The sequence below is a fragment of the Halopseudomonas pelagia genome (genome assembly GCF_009497895.1).
In the GTDB taxonomy this organism is placed as follows: domain Bacteria; phylum Pseudomonadota; class Gammaproteobacteria; order Pseudomonadales; family Pseudomonadaceae; genus Halopseudomonas; species Halopseudomonas pelagia_A.
Genome location: NZ_CP033116.1, coordinates 1,574,104 through 1,592,733, shown reverse-complemented (window position 1 = coordinate 1,592,733; position 18,630 = coordinate 1,574,104). Strand labels below are relative to the sequence as shown.

Annotated in this window: 22 protein-coding genes; 6 read left to right on the top strand and 16 right to left on the bottom strand. The window is 56.3% G+C overall.

Annotation, left to right across the window (positions count from 1 at the left end; translation table 11 throughout):
- Positions 1-2: 2 nt before the first annotated feature.
- From pal to aspS, 11 genes are all read right to left on the bottom strand, one after another.
- Positions 3-506 carry a peptidoglycan-associated lipoprotein Pal gene (gene pal / locus EAO82_RS07565; RefSeq protein WP_096346230.1) on the bottom strand — a complete coding sequence of 168 codons (504 nt, stop codon included), beginning with the start codon at positions 504-506 and terminating at the stop codon, positions 3-5.
- A gap of 46 nt (positions 507-552) precedes the next feature.
- On the bottom strand, positions 553-1,860 hold the full coding sequence (gene tolB / locus EAO82_RS07560; protein ID WP_394243659.1) for a Tol-Pal system beta propeller repeat protein TolB: 1,308 nt from the start codon (positions 1,858-1,860) through the stop codon (positions 553-555).
- Positions 1,857-2,894, bottom strand: a complete 1,038-nt coding sequence (gene tolA, locus EAO82_RS07555) for a cell envelope integrity protein TolA (protein ID WP_321540966.1) — start codon at positions 2,892-2,894, stop codon at positions 1,857-1,859. The genes tolB and tolA overlap by 4 nt, the downstream gene beginning before the upstream one ends.
- The gene (gene tolR / locus EAO82_RS07550) at positions 2,891-3,340 is read right to left on the bottom strand and encodes a protein TolR (RefSeq protein WP_096346232.1); all 450 of its coding nucleotides are present in this window, start codon (positions 3,338-3,340) and stop codon (positions 2,891-2,893) included. The genes tolA and tolR overlap by 4 nt, the downstream gene beginning before the upstream one ends.
- Positions 3,341-3,352: 12 nt before the next feature.
- Positions 3,353-4,027: a protein TolQ gene (tolQ, locus tag EAO82_RS07545; RefSeq protein ID WP_096346300.1), complete on the bottom strand. Its 675-nt coding sequence runs from the start codon at positions 4,025-4,027 to the stop codon at positions 3,353-3,355.
- 4 nt (positions 4,028-4,031) lie between these two features.
- On the bottom strand, positions 4,032-4,496 hold the full coding sequence (gene ybgC, locus EAO82_RS07540; protein ID WP_096346233.1) for a tol-pal system-associated acyl-CoA thioesterase: 465 nt from the start codon (positions 4,494-4,496) through the stop codon (positions 4,032-4,034).
- A gap of 63 nt (positions 4,497-4,559) precedes the next feature.
- Positions 4,560-5,618: a Holliday junction branch migration DNA helicase RuvB gene (ruvB, locus tag EAO82_RS07535; protein ID WP_096346234.1), complete on the bottom strand. Its 1,059-nt coding sequence runs from the start codon at positions 5,616-5,618 to the stop codon at positions 4,560-4,562.
- Between the two features lie 26 nt (positions 5,619-5,644).
- Positions 5,645-6,250 carry a Holliday junction branch migration protein RuvA gene (gene ruvA, locus EAO82_RS07530; protein WP_096346235.1) on the bottom strand — a complete coding sequence of 202 codons (606 nt, stop codon included), beginning with the start codon at positions 6,248-6,250 and terminating at the stop codon, positions 5,645-5,647.
- A gap of 31 nt (positions 6,251-6,281) precedes the next feature.
- Positions 6,282-6,809: a crossover junction endodeoxyribonuclease RuvC gene (ruvC, locus tag EAO82_RS07525; RefSeq protein WP_096346236.1), complete on the bottom strand. Its 528-nt coding sequence runs from the start codon at positions 6,807-6,809 to the stop codon at positions 6,282-6,284.
- Positions 6,810-6,939: 130 nt separating this feature from the next.
- A complete protein-coding gene (locus EAO82_RS07520) occupies positions 6,940-7,686 on the bottom strand; it encodes a YebC/PmpR family DNA-binding transcriptional regulator (RefSeq protein ID WP_096346237.1) in 747 nt (248 codons plus the stop codon).
- 27 nt (positions 7,687-7,713) lie between these two features.
- Positions 7,714-9,489, bottom strand: coding sequence for an aspartate--tRNA ligase (gene aspS / locus EAO82_RS07515; RefSeq protein ID WP_096346238.1), 1,776 nt, complete (start codon positions 9,487-9,489; stop codon positions 7,714-7,716).
- A 304-nt stretch (positions 9,490-9,793) separates the two neighbouring features.
- On the opposite strand from aspS, the gene EAO82_RS07510 reads away from it, so the two are divergent.
- Positions 9,794-10,264 carry a Dps family protein gene (locus EAO82_RS07510; protein ID WP_096346239.1) on the top strand — a complete coding sequence of 157 codons (471 nt, stop codon included), beginning with the start codon at positions 9,794-9,796 and terminating at the stop codon, positions 10,262-10,264.
- 194 nt (positions 10,265-10,458) lie between these two features.
- Positions 10,459-11,073 carry a cold-shock protein gene (locus tag EAO82_RS21095; protein WP_321540965.1) on the top strand — a complete coding sequence of 205 codons (615 nt, stop codon included), beginning with the start codon at positions 10,459-10,461 and terminating at the stop codon, positions 11,071-11,073.
- 14 nt (positions 11,074-11,087) lie between these two features.
- Here EAO82_RS21095 and EAO82_RS07500 read toward each other — a convergent pair whose 3' ends face one another.
- Both EAO82_RS07500 and EAO82_RS07495 read right to left on the bottom strand, forming a co-directional pair.
- Positions 11,088-11,300 carry a SlyX family protein gene (locus tag EAO82_RS07500; RefSeq protein WP_410402926.1) on the bottom strand — a complete coding sequence of 71 codons (213 nt, stop codon included), beginning with the start codon at positions 11,298-11,300 and terminating at the stop codon, positions 11,088-11,090.
- Positions 11,297-11,728, bottom strand: a complete 432-nt coding sequence (locus EAO82_RS07495) for an HIT family protein (RefSeq protein ID WP_096346241.1) — start codon at positions 11,726-11,728, stop codon at positions 11,297-11,299. Before EAO82_RS07495 ends, EAO82_RS07500 begins: the two co-directional genes overlap by 4 nt.
- Positions 11,729-12,038: 310 nt before the next feature.
- Here EAO82_RS07495 and EAO82_RS07490 point away from each other — a divergent pair, with 310 nt between their 5' ends.
- The 4 genes from EAO82_RS07490 to EAO82_RS07475 all read left to right on the top strand — a co-directional run bounded on the left by EAO82_RS07490 (position 12,039) and on the right by EAO82_RS07475 (position 16,506).
- Positions 12,039-13,331 (top strand): OprD family outer membrane porin, encoded by a 1,293-nt coding sequence (locus EAO82_RS07490; protein ID WP_096346242.1) that lies wholly within the window; start codon positions 12,039-12,041, stop codon positions 13,329-13,331.
- Positions 13,332-13,486: 155 nt separating this feature from the next.
- Positions 13,487-15,220: a proline--tRNA ligase gene (locus EAO82_RS07485; protein ID WP_096346243.1), complete on the top strand. Its 1,734-nt coding sequence runs from the start codon at positions 13,487-13,489 to the stop codon at positions 15,218-15,220.
- A gap of 46 nt (positions 15,221-15,266) precedes the next feature.
- Positions 15,267-15,920 (top strand): hypothetical protein, encoded by a 654-nt coding sequence (locus EAO82_RS07480; protein WP_143520296.1) that lies wholly within the window; start codon positions 15,267-15,269, stop codon positions 15,918-15,920.
- A gap of 1 nt (position 15,921) precedes the next feature.
- Positions 15,922-16,506, top strand: coding sequence for a lytic transglycosylase domain-containing protein (locus tag EAO82_RS07475; RefSeq protein WP_096346245.1), 585 nt, complete (start codon positions 15,922-15,924; stop codon positions 16,504-16,506).
- A gap of 13 nt (positions 16,507-16,519) precedes the next feature.
- Here EAO82_RS07475 and EAO82_RS07470 read toward each other — a convergent pair whose 3' ends face one another.
- The 3 genes from EAO82_RS07470 to EAO82_RS07460 are packed head-to-tail and all read right to left on the bottom strand — an operon-like array spanning position 16,520 to position 18,591.
- Positions 16,520-16,792, bottom strand: coding sequence for an acylphosphatase (locus EAO82_RS07470; RefSeq protein ID WP_096346246.1), 273 nt, complete (start codon positions 16,790-16,792; stop codon positions 16,520-16,522).
- Positions 16,793-16,810: 18 nt separating this feature from the next.
- On the bottom strand, positions 16,811-17,278 hold the full coding sequence (locus EAO82_RS07465) for a TlpA family protein disulfide reductase (RefSeq protein ID WP_096346247.1): 468 nt from the start codon (positions 17,276-17,278) through the stop codon (positions 16,811-16,813).
- The gene (locus EAO82_RS07460; protein WP_096346248.1) at positions 17,275-18,591 is read right to left on the bottom strand and encodes a YihY family inner membrane protein; all 1,317 of its coding nucleotides are present in this window, start codon (positions 18,589-18,591) and stop codon (positions 17,275-17,277) included. The genes EAO82_RS07465 and EAO82_RS07460 overlap by 4 nt, the downstream gene beginning before the upstream one ends.
- Between the last annotated feature and the right edge of the window lie 39 nt (positions 18,592-18,630).

The window sequence follows — 18,630 nt, the reverse complement described above, 5'->3', positions numbered from 1 at the left end:
TCTTACTTACGCAGTTCTACGCGACGATTCTGGGCCCAAGCTTCTTCGCTGGAACCAGTAGCAGCCGCATTTTCTTCACCGTAGGAAACCAGTTCCAGCTGACCGGCAGAAACACCCTGCAGAACCAGATAGCGCTGAACAGCAGCAGCACGACGCTCGCCCAGTGCCATGTTGTATTCGCGGGTGCCGCGCTCGTCAGTGTGGCCTTCCAGCACTACACGGTTACCAGCAGCCTTCAGGTCCTTGGCGTGAACGTCAAGGGCGCGCATGGCTTCTGGCTTCAGATCAGCACTGTCGTACTCGAAGTAGAAGGTAGTGATAGCACGCAGAGCGGCTTCTTCGCTGCTCATGCCGTTATCGCTGGAGGAAGAGGACGGGCTGGTGTAACCGGCATTCGGATCAACCGCGCCAGTACCAGCGGTATCGCCGCCTTTAGAGGAACAGCCAACGATTACGCCGAAAGCCACAACCAGTGCCGCAAACTTGCCAATTTTAGATACTTGCATCATAGAACTCCTGGAAAACCCCATATGGTTTAGTGTTGTTACACCCTTAAGGCAGGTATGGGGACCATGATGGCACGCGCAGGTCAGTGAATTGAGTCGGAATCTCCGACCTAGCACGACCATTGGTAGATACCAGCATGAGAACGCCCCGTCCCTGTTGACGGGTTGCATAAATTAACATAGTACCGTTAGGTGCGACAGTAGGTGACTCATCTAACGATGTCTGTGTTAAAACCCTCAGATTGCCGCGCTTGAGGTCTTGTGCGGCAATATGAAAATTACTGTTGCCATCCTGGCGGTGGACCATGACCATGGTGCTGCCGTCCACCGACATTTTCGCATTGGCATTATAGTTGCCGACAAAGGTCAGCCGCTCGGCACTACCCGAGTTTATATTGGTTTTGTAAATCTGCGGACGCCCGCCTCTATCGGAGGTAAACGCGATAGTGCTGTTGTCCATCCAGGTCGGCTCGGTATCAATCCCAAAGTGATTGGTCACCCGGCGCATCTGCTTGGACGCCAGCTCCATTACATAAATCTCCGGGTTACCGTCACGTGACAAGACGAAGGCCAGTCTCTGACCGTCCGGCGACCAGGCCGGCGCCCCGTTAAGCCCTTCGAAACTGGTGATCCGCTCGCGGCGACCGGTTTGCACGTAATGGATAAAAATTTCCGGGCGACGCGACTCAAACGACACATAAGCAATACGCTGACCATCCGGTGCGTACGAAGGCGTCAGAATCGGTTCACGCGACTGCAATAAGGTAGTAGCGCGGGCACCATCGTAATCCGAACGCTGCAAGGTATAGCGCGTATTCCCTGCGGAAAAACGTTCCGCTGAAACATAGAGTAGCTTGGTATTGAAAGCGCCGCGAATGCCGGTTATTTCCTCGAATATCTCGTCACTGAGATGGTGAGCCATGTCGCGTAGCTGGCCTTGCGTACCGCTCACGGTCTTTGACAACAGCACTTCTTCGCGCACCACACTGTAAAGGCTGTAAGTCACCTCAAAGCGATCCGCGGCAGGATCTTTGGTAACCCTGCCAGCGACGACATAATCCACACCCAGCATGGTCCAGTCGCGCGGGAAAATCTCACTCGGCTGGGTGGGGTTGCTGAGCATATTGCTGCGGTCAAAGGGCGCAAACATGCCTGTATTGCGCAAATTGTTCGATGCGATCTGAGCCAGATCTTCCGGCAATGGCGAGCCACCCTGCCAGCCAAAGGGCACTACGGCAATCGGAGTGGCCTTGTCAGTACCACGGGTAATCTCGATTGCCTCCTGGGCAACCAGGCTCTGTGCCATCAGCAGTAAAACTGCGGTGGCCAGCCAATGTTTCATGACATTCATCAAAATGACAGATCCTCTGGTTTGAAACGCAATGTGCGCTTGCGATACATGCGATCAAAAGTCGCGGGGTTGTCACGGGATAGCTGTTGCATCTCCGGGATGCGTCCGACGTTTCTTACTGCCTGAACGGCGGATTGATCAAAACCAGCATCGCCACTGGAGCGAGCTACCACCGCATCGGTAATCTGACCGGTTGGCAACATGCTGACCACCACTTCTACCACCATACCATTACGGGCAGTCGGTGGGCGGCGCCATTGTTCACTGACGTAGCGGCGGATCAGATCGTCAAAGCTGGCTGCGACCTCGTCGCCAATCTCATCAGCCTGCGCCTGCTGATACTGCGTCTCGTCAGCCAGCAGCTCTGCCAGGGCACGGGCCTTGGCCTCTTCGGCGTCACGGCGTTGCTGCGCGGCCTTGTCGGCCTCGGCTTTCTTGGCCGCATCAGCAGCTACTTTCTTTTTCGCCTCGTCTGCGGCCTTCTTCTTCGCGGCTTCTGCAGCAGCCTGCTTCTTGGCTGCCTCATCCGCTGCTTTCTTCTTGGCCGCCTCTTCCGCAGCAAGCTTCTTCGCGGCATCGGCTTTACGCGCTTCAGCAGCTGCAGCGGCTTTTTCCGCTTCCGCTTCTTTCTGCGCTTCTGCCTGTTCCTGCTTCTGCGCCTCAGCCTCTTCCTGCTGTTGCTCTCGGGCTGCGGCGGCAGCGGCAGCAGCCTCGGCGGCACGCTCTTCGCGCGCTTCGGCCGCCTGCTCTTCCTGTTTCTGCTGTTCCTGCTTCAGCTCTTCTGCTTCGTGCTGCGGCGCTGCAGTTTTGGCAGCCTCGCCAGCAATACTTTGATCCGTTTGCGTGGTCGCAGGACTCTTCGAGTTCAACTGCACCAGGGTCGCTTGCACTATGGGCTTGGCCGGCTCAAATTCCGGCGCACTGCTGAATGACACGAACAGCATCATAGCTACGCCCAAATGCACTGCAAGCGCTTTTAAAACTGGCGCAGCAAGCGAACCTGAAGACGCCTGCGGCTGATCTTCGCGAGTATTCACGGCGCCTCGGTAATCAGTCCGACGTTGGGAACGCCAGCTTGCTGCAGCGTCGCCATCGCAGTAACGACCAGACCATAATTGGCTTCTTGGTCGCCACGTATATACACAACGGTATCGGGACGCGCGTTGATGATTTTGGTCACACCATCAGCCATTTGTTCCAGGTTAATGGCACTGTCGGTCTGATTTTCAGTATCAACGGCCTCGCCAAGGTTCCAGTAGTAAGTCCCATCGGCCAATACCGACAGCGTCAGCACCTGCTGGTTGGCATCCGAGGGCAACACGTCACTGGAAACCTGCGGCAGATCAACGTTAACGCCCTGATTCAGCATCGGCGCGGTCACCATGAAAATAACCAGCAGCACCAGCATCACGTCGATATAGGGCACGACGTTCATCTCTGCGACCGGTTTGCGTTTCTGCCGTCTACCGTGGCGAACCTGCATGTAAACTCCCGATTATTCGTCGTTGCTGGCGTGAACGCGGCGATGCAGAATGCTGGAGAACTCATCCGCAAACGTGTAATAGCGGCTGATGAGCATTTCCGAGCGAGCAGCGAAACGGTTGTAGGCAATGACCGCAGGGATCGCCGCAAACAGGCCGATCGCCGTCGCGATAAGCGCCTCGGCAATACCCGGAGCAACTGTCGCCAGAGTAGCCTGCTGCGCACTGGCCAGGCCACGAAACGAGTTCATGATGCCCCACACCGTACCGAATAGGCCGATATACGGACTGGTAGAACCGACTGTGGCGAGGAACGGCAAATGTTGCTCCAGACGCTCCTCTTCCTTGGAAATCGCTACGCGCATGGAGCGCTGTACTGCATCCATCACCGCATCCGGATCCACCCCCGGCTGCTGACGCATGCGTGAAAATTCTTTGAAGCCTGCACGAAAGATCTGCTCCAGGCCGGAATTGGTATCCGGACTACCGGTGATCTGGCGATACAGCTTGGACAGATCAATGCCTGACCAGAAACGGTCTTCGAAGTCGTCCAACGCCGACTTTGCCGAACGCAAGAAGCTGCTGCGCTGGAAAATCATCACCCAGGACACAACCGATGCGAGCACCAGGGTCAACATCACCAGTTGCACCAGCACACTGGCGGTGGAAATCAGGTGCCACATGGACATTTGATCAGCTTGCACGCGTTGCATCTCCTTCGATCTGACTACTAATTGCTTGAGCAGCTCTGAATGCATCACTCAGGGCCGCCGGAATGGCTCTTGGTTTGTATTGATCGGCACTGACACAGGCGACCAGCACTTCACCCTCACATAACAGTTTTCCGTCGACATGGGTTATCAGTTGACGGAAGCGGATACTCGCGCGCCTGAGTTCCAAGACCTCAACACCGACCACAAGTTCATCATCCAGGCGCGCAGGTGCGTGATAACGAGCCGCTACCGAATGAACAACAAAAATAATGTTTTCAACCTGCAGGACACTTTGGTCAAACCCTAGAGAACGCACCAACTCGGTTCGCGCACGCTCCATGAACTTGAGGTAATTGACGTAATAGACAATGCCGCCGGCATCGGTATCTTCAAAGTAGACACGGGCTCTCAGCGCGAATGGCGGCCCGGAATTGTCAGCGCGCATAATGTAGAGCCAACGGTAACCTTTGCATAGTGCTTCCCCGGTAAAATCGAAAATATTTTTTTATTATTCGCTCAGACCACCACCATCCAGAAAAAGGTCCCCGACCGGCTGAGTCATGCGCGCCGGCAGATTGAGACCAAAATGCGCATAGGCATGACGCGTCAGGATGCGCCCTCTAGGTGTACGAGTGATGAACCCCTGCTGGATCAGAAACGGCTCCAGCACGTCTTCTATGGTGTGGCGCTCTTCGCTGATCGCGGCTGCCAGGCTATCGATCCCCACTGGTCCGCCATCGAACTTGTCGATCATGGCCAACAACAGACGCCGATCCATATGGTCAAAACCTTTCTCATCGATATCAAGCAAGTTCAATGCCTGATCGGCTACCTCTCGGGTAATGCTGCCGCTGCTGCGCACCTCGGCGAAGTCACGCACTCGTCGCAGCAGGCGATTGGCAATACGCGGCGTACCACGGGAACGGCGAGCGACTTCAAGCGCGCCCTCCGCCGCCAGGTCCAGACCCAGAATGCCGGCTGAACGCCGCACAATGGTGGCCAGGTCATCCACGCCATAGAATTCCAGGCGCTGCACGATCCCGAAGCGATCTCGTAATGGGTTGGTCAGCATGCCGGCGCGGGTAGTTGCGCCCACCAGCGTGAAGGGTGGCAGGTCCAGCTTGATGGAACGGGCGGCGGGCCCCTCGCCGATCATGATGTCGAGCTGATAATCCTCCATCGCCGGATACAGAATTTCTTCCACTACCGGCGATAGCCGATGTATCTCGTCAACAAAGAGCACATCGCCTGCTTCCAGATTGGTCAGCATCGCCGCCAGATCCCCGGCACGCTCCAATACCGGACCGGAGGTACTCTTGATCTTGACGCCCATCTCCTGGGCAATGATATTCGCCAGCGTGGTTTTGCCCAGGCCCGGCGGGCCAAAGATCAGCACATGATCCAGCGCTTCACCTCGGCCCTTCGCCGCCTTGATAAACAGCTCCATCTGCTCGCGCACTGTCGGCTGGCCAATGTAATCGGCCAGGCGATAGGGGCGGATGGCCCGGTCTATGACTTCTTCCTGTTGCCGCGGACTCGCAGCAATCAGGCGATCTTCTTCCAGCATGAGTTACCCGTGCGTTTTGAATCTGCTTAAACGATGCCCTTGAGGGCGCGACGTATCAACTCTTCACTGCTCAAACCGTCCTCTTCCACCGATGCTATCGCCCGGCTTGCCTCTTGAGGCTTGTAGCCGAGCGAAATCAAGGCGCTCACCGCATCGGCACTGTGTGAGGCCGGCGCCGCAGCGGCGGCACCAGAGGCCAATGGCTTGAACGAGCCAGGCAGCGTTTCCCAGGCTTTAAAGCGGTCACGCAATTCGATCAGCAGGCGCTCCGCGGTCTTCTTGCCCACGCCCGGCACGCGCACCAGCGCACTGGTATCCTGAGCCTGGACCGCCCGAATCAACTCGTCCACTTCGAGACCAGACATCAACGCCAGCGCCAATTTAGGACCCACACCGTTAAGCCGGATCAGCTCACGGAACAATTCCCGTTCGCGCTTCTCGGCAAAAGCATAAAGCAATTGCGCGTCTTCACGCACTACCATATGGGTATGCAGAGTGACCATTTCACCCAAGGTCGGCAGCTTGTAAAAAGTGCTCATCGGCGCGTCCAGCTCATAGCCTACCCCCTGCACATCCAGCAGAATATGCGGCGGTTGTTTTTCCAGCAGAATGCCCTTCAGGCGTCCAATCACGCAGCGGCTCCTCGTTCAATGTTGTTTTTGCTCATCGCCTGCGCACCCGGCCATTACGCAAGCCAAGCAAACCGCCACCCAACTGCAGGTTCAACGCGGCGGAATGGGCGTGGCAGAGCGCGGCAGCCAAAGCATCTGCAGCATCGGCCTGGGGCGTGCCAGAGAGCCCAAGCAACTGGGTGACCATGTGCTGCACCTGGGATTTATCCGCCGCGCCGGTACCGACCACCGATTGCTTGATTTGCCTGGCAGTATACTCATGCACCTGCATATCAGCATGAACGGCGGCCACTATGGCGGCGCCGCGGGCCTGCCCCAGCTTCAGAGCCGAATCCGGATTACGCGCCAGAAACACCTGCTCAATACTGAGTATTTCTGGCTTGTATTGGCCTATCAGCTCGGTCAAGCCTTCAAAGATCAGCTTCAGTCGTTCCGGGAAGGGTCCGCCGCCCAGCCGAATGCAGCCAGAGGTCACATATTCACACTTGCCCGCGCGCTCACTGACTATCCCGTAGCCAGTGGTGCGCGAGCCGGGATCTATGCCCAGAATCAATGCCATACGCTGTTGCCACTCTCATTTTACCTGCGGCACAGTGTGCCACATTGGCTTGGGCCAGAATCAAAACTTCAACTGATCAGGGCAATAAAAAAGGGAGGCATTCGCCTCCCTCTTTCACTAACCGGGATCACTAACTCATCTGCTCCAGCACCGCATCGGGAATCTCCGCATTGCTGTAAACGTTCTGCACATCGTCCAGGTCCTCCAGCATATCGATCAGCCGGATGACTTTCTCGGCGGTATCCAGATCCAGTTCGGTCGTGGTCGCGGGAATCATGCTGAGGTCCGCAGCATCTGCTTCGAACCCGCGCGCATCAAGGCTGTCCTTGACCGCACCGAATTCCTCGAAGGTGGTGAACACCTCGATAGAGCCATCGTCGTTGCTCAACACGTCCTCGGCGCCCGCTTCCAGCGATGCTTCCATCAGCGCGTCTTCATCCACACCTGGGGCGTAGCTGATCTGACCACGGCGAGTAAACAGATAGGCAACCGATCCATCCGTACCCAGATTGCCGCCGCATTTATTGAACGCGTGACGTACCTCACTGACAGTGCGATTGTGATTATCAGTCATCACCTCGACCAGAATCGCTACACCGCCGGCGCCATAACCTTCATAGGTCAGCTCTTCCATATTGTCGGCGTCGTTACTGCCAGCCCCGCGCGCGATGGCGCGGTCAATGGTGTCACGGGTCATGTTGGCGGTCAGCGACTTGTCCACCGCCGAGCGCAGCCGCGGATTATCTGCCGGCTCAGGACCGCCCAATTTGGCCGCCACAGTCAGCTCGCGGATCAGCTTGTTGAACACCTTGCCGCGCTTGGCATCCTGGGCCGCCTTGCGGTGCTTGATATTGGCCCATTTGGAATGTCCGGCCATCATCGCCTCCGTCTATCTAAAACTGAATTACTCGGCCTTGGGTTGCTCGCGCAGGCGAATATGCAGCTCACGCAACGCTTTACTGTCGACCGCACCCGGCGCCTGAGTCATTACACAGGCAGCGCTCTGGGTTTTCGGGAAAGCAATGACTTCACGGATCGACTGGGCACCGGTAATCAGCATCACCAGACGGTCCAGGCCAAAAGCCAGGCCACCGTGCGGCGGCGCACCGTATTTCAGCGCATCGAGCAGGAAGCCGAACTTCTCCTGCTGCTCTTCGGCGCTGATGCCGAGGATATTGAACACTGCTTGCTGCATTTCCTTGCGGTGGATACGGATCGAGCCGCCACCCAGCTCAGTACCGTTCAGCACCATGTCATAGGCACGGGACAAAGCCGTCGCCGGGTTTGCTGCCAGCTCTTCCGGGCTGCATTTGGGCGCAGTGAACGGGTGATGCAGCGCGCTCAGGCTACCGTCATCGCTTTCCTCGAACATCGGGAAGTCGACTACCCACATCGGCGCCCATTCACAGGTCAGCAGTTCAAGGTCATGACCCAGCTTGATGCGCAGTGCACCCAGCGCCTCGGACACCACCTTGGCGCGGTCCGCACCAAAGAACACCAGATCGCCATCTACCGCACCGACCCGGTCCAGAATCACTTCCAGATTCGATTCGGGGATGAATTTGACGATAGGCGACTGCAGGCCTTCGACACCTTTGGCGCGCTCGTTGACCTTGATATAGGCCAGGCCCTTGGCACCGTAGATGCCCACGTACTTGGTGTAATCGTCGATCTGTTTGCGCGGCATGCTTGCGCCTCCGGGTACCCGCAGCGCAGCAACACGGCCCTTGGCATCATTGGCCGGGCCACTGAAGACCTTGAAATCGACTTCGGTCAACTGGTCAGCCACATCTACCAGCTCCAACGGGTTACGCAAGTCCGGCTTGTCGGAGCCATAGCGACGCATCGCTTCCTCGAACGTCATGTGCGGGAAGTCGCCCAGGTCGACGTCTAGCACTTCCTTGAACAGTTGGCGGATCATGCCTTCGGTCAGACCGATGATGTCCTTCTCGTCCATAAAGCTGGTTTCGATATCGATCTGAGTGAATTCCGGCTGGCGGTCGGCACGCAAATCCTCGTCACGGAAGCACTTGGCAATTTGGTAGTAGCGATCAAAGCCGGACACCATCAGCAGTTGCTTGAATAGCTGCGGCGATTGCGGCAAGGCGAAGAAGGTGCCGGGATGGGTACGGCTGGGCACCAGGTAGTCACGCGCACCCTCGGGGGTGGCGCGGGTCAGAATCGGCGTCTCCACATCCAGAAAGCCGTTCTCGTCCAGGTAACGGCGCACGCTGCTGGTAATGCGCGAGCGCAGCTTCAGCTTGGCGGCCATTTCCGGACGACGCAGATCAATGAAGCGATAGCGCAGGCGGGTTTCTTCACCCACATCGGAGTACTCATCCAACGGAAACGGCGGGGTTTCAGCCTGGTTCAGCACTTCCAGCTCATACCCCAGCACTTCAATCGCGCCAGAAGCCATGTTCGGATTCACCGCTCCCGCCGGACGTGGGCGCACCTTGCCGGTGACCTTGACCACGTACTCGCTGCGCACACGATCGGCCAGCGCGAAGGTCTCTTCGCGATCCGGATCAAACACTACCTGCGCCAGACCTTCACGGTCACGGATATCCAGGAAAATCACCCCGCCATGATCACGGCGACGGTGGACCCAGCCGCAGAGAGTGATTTCCTGGTCCGCCAGTGTCTCGTTCAACTGGCCGCAATAGTGGCTACGCATCATGGTGTAGTGTTCCTGTATTGAGTCGGGCCGCTTGCGCAGTGAAATACTGCCTGCGGCATAGGGCGCACGGATAAAAGCGCCATAATATACCCGAAAATTGGTCCACGCGGGGAGAACCTGGCGGATCTATTGTCGCCACTAATCCGACGCAGACTGTTGCGAAACTCACAGTCCGATAAGCGACAAACACATTTTGCATCGGTATACCTGGCCTTGAGCTGGCGATTTCTGAACAAGCCCGATGCTATGCTGTCAATACAGCAGTGCAGCCATTTTTGACGTACATAACTCAACAGGAGTGATGATGAAAATTGATATTGGTATTAAAGAAAAGGATCGGGAAAAGATCGCTGAAGGCCTGTCGCATTTGCTTGCAGACACCTACACCCTGTATCTGAAAACGCACAATTTCCATTGGAACGTCAAAGGCCCGATGTTTCAGACATTGCATCTGATGTTTGAAACCCAGTACAACGAGCTGGCTTTGGCAGTCGACGATATTGCCGAGCGCATCCGGACTCTGGGCTTCCCCGCGCCAGGAACCTACAAGCAGTTTGTGGAGCTGAGCAGTATTAAGGAAGAGGAAGGGGTTCCTGAAGCCAAGGAGATGATTCGCCTGCTGGTTGAAGGTCAGGAAGCCTGTGTACGCACTGCGCGTACCGTTTTCCCTATCTGCGACGAAACCCACGACGAGCCGACCGCAGATCTGTTGACTCAACGTATGCAGGTCCATGAAAAAACGGCCTGGATGCTACGCAGCCTGCTGGAGAGCTAAGCTGGCTGAGGCACGCTCGTAGTTGAGCTGCATCTACCGTGGAGCGGTCTCCCCGCTCCACTCTTCATACCCCGCTCCTTCAAGCTTGCCGCTTTGAGACATTGGCACATTCAGGTTACAGTGCGCGCCCCGACCATGACCCTTACAGTCGGACAGCCACTAATCTCATTGTTAATGTATCCAAGGTGAACTACTTGAAACTCTTTCATTACCTGCATTTTATTGTCGGCCTGACAGCCCTGATCATCGGACTCGTCAACGCATTACCCTTCTTTACCCAACAAGGTCCTATCGACCTGATGGGCATTCTGCTTCTGCTGACCGGCCTGCTCAATCTCCAGCAGTTCAATAGCAACAGCGAATTCTACTCAGCACCAAAACGCGCCGCCAGCATGGTCGCGTCGGTACTGATCCTGTTAGCTGCCCTTATCCCCTTGTTCGCGACACTGATTAGTCCCGCGCTCGCTGCCTTCGGCATACATGCTATTGGGCTCGCTATCGGCGGAGTGTGCCTACTGACTATCCTGACCCTGACCGAAAAGCTATCCAAGGTATCGTTCAGCATGCCGTCCATGCCGGGCAAATCCATGTTGAACAAATCCTCCGACCGCGAAGCGGGCACGGTGAAATGGTTTAACACGAATAAAGGTTTTGGCTTTATCTCCAGAGACCAGGGCGATGACGTTTTCGTCCACTTTCGTGCTATTCGTGGCGAAGGCCACCGTGCATTGGCAGAAGGCCAGCGCGTAGAATTCGTGGTTGCCAACCGTGACAAAGGCCTGCAGGCCGAAGACGTGGTGATTCTCTAGTCACCGCGCTTCTGTCAATAATGGGGAGGCGGCGCGTCATCGCTGGCTTCTCCAGGCATGGAGGCAGCCAGATCGGCCTGCCTCCGCGCCAACACTTCCAGCGATCGCCTGAGCTTTTCAAGCTCCATCTGCTGAGCGGCTACCACGTCATTTAAAGCCTGCAAAGTATCGTCCTGAAACACCAGACGTACCTCAAGATCGGCAATCCTGCTTTCCAATTCACTCATCGAAATGACTCCGCAAAGGTAAACCCACCGGTCAAGACCGCCCTCAGCTTGTTTATACGTTCAACAATGAGCTCTGGCGGACACTTCACCACCGGCATCTTGCCCCATACAGGAGCAGGCCAGGCCGCATCGGTGCGATATCTCACCACATGATGCACATGCAACTGACTGACTACATTACCCAGCGCCGCTATATTCATCTTTTCAGCGGCAAATGCGTCCTTGAGGGTCTCGGCCAGCAGGCAGGATTCCGCCATTAGCTGACCGCGATCAGCCGCAGACAGCTGGAATATCTCAGTCATGTCTTCCCGGCGAGGCACCAGAATAAACCAGGGATACTGAGCATCATTCATTAGCAGCAGGGTACACAGCTTGAAATCGCCCAATACAACGCAATCAGAAGCTAATTGCTCATCAAGCTTGAACATGTCAGAATCCCGAAAATAAAGGTTACATTATAGCTTTTTTGCGAACTCAGTCCCATTTCGAGACGGTTTCGCTATAAAAAACACCCAAATAGCGCGTTTTACCGCGACGCTGTTCGATTTTCCTTAGGAAAAAGGCTAGCATTGATGCGACAGATTATAGAAAAATAGCGACAAGGTGCTGTTTTTCCAGTGATTGGTTTCGCAAATAATGTTTTGATGCTTTAATCTAAGGCGACAATAAAAAAGATACCTGGTTCCCTGATACCGCGATTTCTAAGAAGTTTAAAAAAATTGAAGGAGCAACGAACGAATGAAAAATGCTATTAAGTGGAGTTCCATCGCGCTGGCAGTTGCTGTAGGCAACGGCCTGCTGGTTTCTAACGTAACTGCACAGGAAAGCGAAGGCTTCATCGAAGGCTCTTCCGCTACCCTCAGCAACCGTACCATGAACTTCAACCGTGATTTCCGCAGCAGCGGCGCCGGTCAAAGCAAGCGTGACGAAACTGCTACTGGCTTCGTGCTGAACTTCGAATCCGGTTATTCCCGCGGCCCGATCGGCCTGGGTTTCGACACCATTTCCATGCTGGGCATCAAGCTTGACAGCACCGGCAAGACAGCTGAAACCGGTCTCCTTCCTAGCAGCTATGATGCCGCCACGCGGTCGGGCGACACCGGTCCAAGCAACTACTCGGAAATTCGTGGCGCAGTAAAAGCCAATATCCTGAACGATACCGTTTTGCGTTATGGCGTACACCTGCCAGAAAACCCCGTTATAGCATACGATGACGCCCGCCTGCTGCCGAACCACTATTCCGGTTACAGCGTTACCAACAACACAATCGACGGCCTCTTTGTTGAAGCCGGCCGCATGAACGACCGCGGCGAGATGGCCCTCTCCTCTGAAGACGACGGCGCTTTCGGCGTTGAAGACGAGAAGGTTGTTTACCTCGGCGGTACTTACGATTTCAGCGATGCACTGGGTGCAACTCTGTACACTTCCAAGGCCGATGAGCTGTGGAAGCGTCATTTCGCTGGCCTGTCTTACACCTTCGACCTGGCCGAAGGCCTGTCGCTGAGCACTGACCTGGCTCACTACGAGACTTCCAACGAAAGCTCAATTGCCGAATATGACAACAAAGCTACTTCCATTGGTGTGACTCTGGGCGCCGGCAACCATGGCTTTACCCTGGCAGCACAGCGTATGGGTGGCGATGCAGGCTTTGCTTACCTGGATGGCGGCATCTTTATCGCCAACTCGGTTCAATACCTGGATTTCAACGCCAAGGATGAAAAATCCTACCAGGCTCGTTATGACTATGACTTCGAAGGCCTTGGCATTCCTGGTCTGACGTTCATGACCCGCTACATCCGCGGCAGCGACATTGATACCGGATTTGTTTCGGATCCAGCCGAAGATGTAATTGTTTCTCGCGACACTCGTTGGGAGCGTGACACCAACATCAGCTACACCATGCAAGCTGGGATGCTGGAAGGCGTCAACGTTTTGTGGCGTAACGCTACCATTCGTCAGGACGCAGCTCTTGACGGTGGTGATGTTGATGAAAACCGCCTGATCGTTTCCTACACCTGGGACCTGCTCTAAGCAGACCTGAGGTAAGAAACAGAAAACCCGGCTTCGGCCGGGTTTTTTTATGCTTGTATTCAGCCCCGCTGCCCCGCTTCGTGGGCTATACGTCACATGATGACAACCGTACAATACGCCCAATACATGACTCTGCCCCAGGATTATCCAGCCCCATGCGTACCAGCCAATATCTGATATCGACCCTGAAGGAAACTCCTGCTGACGCCACAGTGATCAGCCATCAGCTGATGCTGCGCGCAGGGATGATCCGCAAGATAGCCTCGGGCCTGTACACCTGGCTGCCTATGGGTTTGCGGGTACTGCGCAAGGTCGAAGCCGTGGTGCGTGACGAGATGAACAATGCCGGTGCCATGGAAGTACTGATGCCGGCCATTCAGCCCGCCGAGCTATGGCAGGAATCGGGACGCTGGGAGCAGTACGGCCCAGAGTTGTTGCGCCTGAAGGATCGCCACGATCGCGAATTTTGCGTCGGCCCGACCCATGAAGAAGTGATTACCGATCTGGCGCGTACCGAGATCACCAGCTACAAGCAATTGCCATTGAATCTGTACCAGATTCAGAACAAATTTCGCGACGAGATCCGTCCGCGCTTCGGCCTGATGCGCGCCCGCGAGTTTGTCATGAAGGATGCCTACTCCTTCCACCTAGACCAGGATTCTCTGCAGCAGACCTACGACGGCATGTACCAAGCCTATTGCAACGTCTTCAGCCGGCTGGGCCTTAACTACCGCCCAGTAGTGGCGGACAACGGCTCCATCGGCGGTGAAGGCTCGCACGAATTCCATGTGCTGGCTGATTCCGGTGAGGACGCTATCGTGTTCTCGGATACCGGCACCTACGCCGCCAATATGGAAAAAGCCACGGCGCAACTACCCCAGGGTGACCGCCCTGCCGCAATGCAATCGAAAACGCTGGTGGATACCCCTGACCAACTCACGATTGAAGCCGTCAGCCAGTTCCTGCAACTGCCAGCAGAACAGTCGGTTAAAACGCTGATTGTGCTCGGCCAATCACCGGATGGTAAACACAACCCACTGGTCGCACTGATACTGCGTGGCGATCACGAGATGAACACCATCAAGGTGGAAAACCATCCTGCAGTGCATGCGCCGCTGACCTTCGCCACCGAGTCCCAGATTCAACAGGCCATCGGCTGCAAGCCTGGATCGATTGGCCCGGTGGGTCTAGATATCACCGTGATTGCCGATTATAGCGCTGCGCACCTGGCTGACTTTGTCTGCGGTGCCAATCAGGACGGTCGCCACTTCACCGGCGTCAACTGGGACCGCGACGCCAAGTACGATGAGGTTGCTGACCTGCGTAACGTCGTGGAAGGGGATATCAGCCCGGACGGCGACGGCACGCTGGTCATCCGCCGCGGCATCGAGGTGGGGCATATCTTCCAGCTGGGCCGCAAGTACAGTGAGGCCATGAACTGCAATGTGCTGAACGAGCAAGGCAAAGCCAGCACGCTGATCATGGGTTGCTACGGCATTGGCGTGTCACGCGTGGTCGCCGCCGCCATCGAGCAGAATTACGACCAACGCGGCATTATCTGGCCTGACGCCCTGGCGCCCTTCCAGGTCGTGCTGGTGCCTATGAAAATGGAAAGCTCGGACGAAGTACGGGAAGTCACCGATCAGCTCTATCAGGGGCTGCAGAAGGCGGGCATTGAAGTATTACTGGATGACCGTGACAAAAAAGTCAGCCCCGGCGTCAAATTCGCTGATATGGACCTGATCGGTATTCCCCATCGGGTAGTGATCAGCGACCGCGGGCTGGCCGAAGGTCACCTGGAATACAAATACCGGCGCGACAGCGAAGCTCGCAACATCCCTAGTGCGGACATGCTTGGCTTCCTGCTCGAACAATTCGGCAAGGCCTGAGGGCAGAGAGACAATGCAAGCGCATGCGGCAAACTGGTGGCTGTGGATGCCCGCCAGCCTGATGTTAACTGCCTGCGGCATGAATATGCCGCATAGCGAAAGCTCGCCCGCTCGTGTTGAGCGTACCCTGCTTAACCACAGCATTCAGATTGATGCGGGCGAAGTGTCGGTATTGTCATTGCCCCAGCGCACCCTGCGTGTGCAGCAACAGCTGCATTACGATGTTACCGAGCTCAATGCACGCGGCCGCATCATTGATCGGCGCGAAGAACACCAGACGCTGCCCTGGGCCAACAAGCCGGTCGACATCATTGCCGGAAGCTTTCGCACCAGCCTTGATACCGACGTTGATGGGGTCCTACGCCTGAACCTGCTGAACGACGGCTTTCTCAATTTGGACTATGACAACCTGCGTGTCATACAGCTGGCTGCCAGTGCCGGGCCGAAAGCCCGCGATGAGGTGAACTTGCTGATCGACCGCGAGCTTCGCAGCAAGCTGCATGAAGCGGTCAGGCTTATCTACGACAATCTGGAAAACGATGACGTGGATCAGTGGGCCTATCGCGTTCATCGTCTCTCCGAGCTGGGCCTGGCGGAAGAGTCCAATCAGCTGGAAAACATGCTTATCCTGCTGACCACCGGCGATCCGCATCTGCAGGGCGAGTTTGTGAACGCCCTGGAAGTCAATCAGCGACCCTGACATGACCCCACTCACAAGGATAGTGACCGGTCTGATGCTGCTCTGCGCCAGCACCCTGTGTGCGGCACAGAGCAATTTCACTGAAGAAGTGGACCCGCAACTCAAAGCCTTGCTGATGCAGACCGTATCCCAGGCGGACAGCTTTCATGACCGTTTTGATGCGGAGGTGTGGCTGCTGGACATGTCCACCCGGCTGAGACATTTTCTCCCCAATGAGCAGCAGCGTCTGGAATTTCTGCGGCTGGTGCACCGTGAAGCGCGTATCGCCGGGCTGAAGCCGGATCTGGTTATTGCCGTTATTCACTCGGAAAGTCTGTTTGATCGCTACGCGCTTTCAAGCGTCGGCGCCCAGGGCGTGATGCAGGTCATGCCATTCTGGAAAGCCGAGCTGGGGCGCCCGGACGACAACCTGATCGATCTGGCCACCAATCTTCGCTATGGCTGCACCATCCTCAAGTTCTATCTGGATAAGGAAAAAGGCAACCTGCGCCGGGCTCTGGCACGCTATAACGGTAGCCTGGGTAGCCAGAAGTACCCCGACCGTGTTCTCGACTACTGGTACACCTTCTGGTACGTCAACGAGTAATCAGGTGCGCGAGCTATAGCTGCACAAACCCGGCAATCTCCTGCCAGGCGCATCCTGTGAGTTCTACCGCATCGACACTGGCTGCATCAGGCCCCGTGCGCAGCCAGGCTGTCATGGCCTCCAACGCAGGTTCCTCGCCGCAAAGCATGACCTCGACCGACCCGTCTGGCAGATTACGCACCCAACCACTGATACCGAGTTTGTTTGCCTGGCGCACCGTAGCCTGGCGGAACCCCACGCCCTGTACCTGACCACGCACATACCCCTGAAGACTCAGACTACTCATAATCGCTCCGTTTCTCGGCTACTGAATCAGGGCCAATAGCCCTGCCTCATCCTGCGGACCTTGCAGCGTATGCGCCAGTTCGCCCGCAGGGTTGATGATGTAGGTGGTGGGCAGAACCTGGGGCAGCGGCAACGCGTACGCTGCGGCGAAATCGTGCCCCAGTACCGGGAAACGGATATCCATGCGCTCGCTTAGCTCCAGCAATTCGGCTCCCTCGTAGGCATCGAAGTGAATGCCTACCACCTGAATATCCTCGGCCACCTTGTTCAGCGCATTCAGCTCGGGCAGCTCATCACGGCACGGGGCACACCATTCGGCCCAGTAGTTCACGACCAGCCAGCGCCCCTCAAGATCCGCAGCCGAATAAGCTTTGCCATCCTGATCACTCCAGCGCTCTCCACCACAGGCAGCCAAAAGCATACAGCCGATCAATACCAACGGCATACGCCAGCGTTTTACGTGCGAACCAACATGCGAGAAGATCATGCTTTCAACTGCTCCTGCTCCGGATTGCTCGATGCTTGCGTATCAGCCAGTGGATTACTGGGCGGTAGCCTGATAGCCGGAGGCAGTCCGGCATCCGGCCCGAGCCAACTCTTGACGCTGCCTTGAAGAGCCAGCTTGCGTTGTTCTTCCAGGCGACCCAACGCCTGCAAAAAAGGCGGATACCACGCCCCATCGCCTTCGACCCGATCCGGCAATTTCTCGACTCCCGGTAGCGGCTCAGGCAAGCGCGAGAGCAAGTAAGCCATGTCCAACTCGCCGAGGTCGCGGCTGAGCACATAGCCGCCCTGTTGCGCGCGGGTGATGATCTGTTCACCTTCGAGGAATTCGGTCAGTTGCAGCCACAACTCTTCGTGTATGACCCAGCCGGCTGCATTCATCCGCCCCAGGTCAACTACCTGGCCCTTCTGCTGGGCCTGGATCAATACACGCAGCAGCGCCATCAGTGTTATCAGTCGCGGCAACAGAGGCCGCTGCCAGGCGGAACTGCTATCCAGATTGGCCACCAACTCGGCGCCAAAGAGGATGATCAGCCAACTGATATAGACCCAGATCAAAAACAGCGGAAAGGCGGCGAAAGCGCCGTAGATCAGCTGGTAACCGGGAAAGAGTGCAACATAGAGAGCAAAGCTGGCCTTTGCGCCTTCAAACAACAACGCGACCAACACGCCGCCGACCAACCCATGGCGGAAGGGCACACGCGTATTGGGTACCGCGACAAACACCAGGGTAAAGGCCACCACGCTAAGCAGTATTGGCACCCAGCCCAGCGCCCAGCGATACGCCGAACCAATTGCCGCATCGCCAGAGAGAAAATTCAGTGACGCCAGATAGGTGCTGACCACGAAACCGGCGCCCAATAACAAAGGCCCGAGACTGAGTACCGCCCAGTACAGCAGGAAACTGGATATGCCCCGGCGACGCTGACGGATGCGCCAGATGGCATTGAAGGCGCGTTCAATATTCACCAGCATCATGAACGCGGTGATGATCAGCAAGGCGATGCCCACGCCGGTCAATTGCCGCGCCTGATCAGAAAAATCTCGCAGGTACTCACGCAGCGTATCACCCGTCGCTGGCACGAAATTATTAAAGATAAAATCCTCTATCTGCATACCCACCTGGCTGAAAGCCGGTATCGCAGCGAGCATGGCATAGGTCACCGTCATGACCGGCACGACGGCGAACAGCGTGGTGTAGGTCAGTGCGGCAGCATTCTTGGCACAGTTGTCTTCGCCGAATCGTCTGAACAGATAACGGAAAAAATGCAGTAACAGGTTGAGTCGGCGCGGCATCCAAGTTCCCTGACAGCCAGATGGATTAAGGCTTAGAAT

Excerpts from the sequence above, each read along its gene's own strand:
- EAO82_RS07480 (WP_143520296.1), top strand. The coding sequence starts at position 15,267 with ATGCCCGCCAGCCTGATGTTAACTGCCTGCGGCATGAATATGCCGCAT.
- EAO82_RS07465 (WP_096346247.1), bottom strand. The coding sequence starts at position 17,278 with ATGATCTTCTCGCATGTTGGTTCGCACGTAAAACGCTGGCGTATGCCG.
- EAO82_RS07460 (WP_096346248.1), bottom strand. The coding sequence starts at position 18,591 with ATGCCGCGCCGACTCAACCTGTTACTGCATTTTTTCCGTTATCTGTTC.
- aspS (WP_096346238.1), bottom strand. The coding sequence starts at position 9,489 with ATGATGCGTAGCCACTATTGCGGCCAGTTGAACGAGACACTGGCGGAC.
- EAO82_RS07475 (WP_096346245.1), top strand. The coding sequence starts at position 15,922 with ATGACCCCACTCACAAGGATAGTGACCGGTCTGATGCTGCTCTGCGCC.
- ruvC (WP_096346236.1), bottom strand. The coding sequence starts at position 6,809 with ATGGCATTGATTCTGGGCATAGATCCCGGCTCGCGCACCACTGGCTAC.
- EAO82_RS07510 (WP_096346239.1), top strand. The coding sequence starts at position 9,794 with ATGAAAATTGATATTGGTATTAAAGAAAAGGATCGGGAAAAGATCGCT.
- EAO82_RS07495 (WP_096346241.1), bottom strand. The coding sequence starts at position 11,728 with ATGTTCAAGCTTGATGAGCAATTAGCTTCTGATTGCGTTGTATTGGGC.
- EAO82_RS07470 (WP_096346246.1), bottom strand. The coding sequence starts at position 16,792 with ATGAGTAGTCTGAGTCTTCAGGGGTATGTGCGTGGTCAGGTACAGGGC.
- tolR (WP_096346232.1), bottom strand. The coding sequence starts at position 3,340 with ATGCAGGTTCGCCACGGTAGACGGCAGAAACGCAAACCGGTCGCAGAG.
- pal (WP_096346230.1), bottom strand. The coding sequence starts at position 506 with ATGCAAGTATCTAAAATTGGCAAGTTTGCGGCACTGGTTGTGGCTTTC.
- EAO82_RS07520 (WP_096346237.1), bottom strand. The coding sequence starts at position 7,686 with ATGGCCGGACATTCCAAATGGGCCAATATCAAGCACCGCAAGGCGGCC.
- EAO82_RS07490 (WP_096346242.1), top strand. The coding sequence starts at position 12,039 with ATGAAAAATGCTATTAAGTGGAGTTCCATCGCGCTGGCAGTTGCTGTA.
- tolQ (WP_096346300.1), bottom strand. The coding sequence starts at position 4,027 with ATGTCCATGTGGCACCTGATTTCCACCGCCAGTGTGCTGGTGCAACTG.
- ybgC (WP_096346233.1), bottom strand. The coding sequence starts at position 4,496 with ATGCGCGCTGACAATTCCGGGCCGCCATTCGCGCTGAGAGCCCGTGTC.
- EAO82_RS07485 (WP_096346243.1), top strand. The coding sequence starts at position 13,487 with ATGCGTACCAGCCAATATCTGATATCGACCCTGAAGGAAACTCCTGCT.
- ruvB (WP_096346234.1), bottom strand. The coding sequence starts at position 5,618 with ATGCTGGAAGAAGATCGCCTGATTGCTGCGAGTCCGCGGCAACAGGAA.
- EAO82_RS07500 (WP_410402926.1), bottom strand. The coding sequence starts at position 11,300 with ATGAGTGAATTGGAAAGCAGGATTGCCGATCTTGAGGTACGTCTGGTG.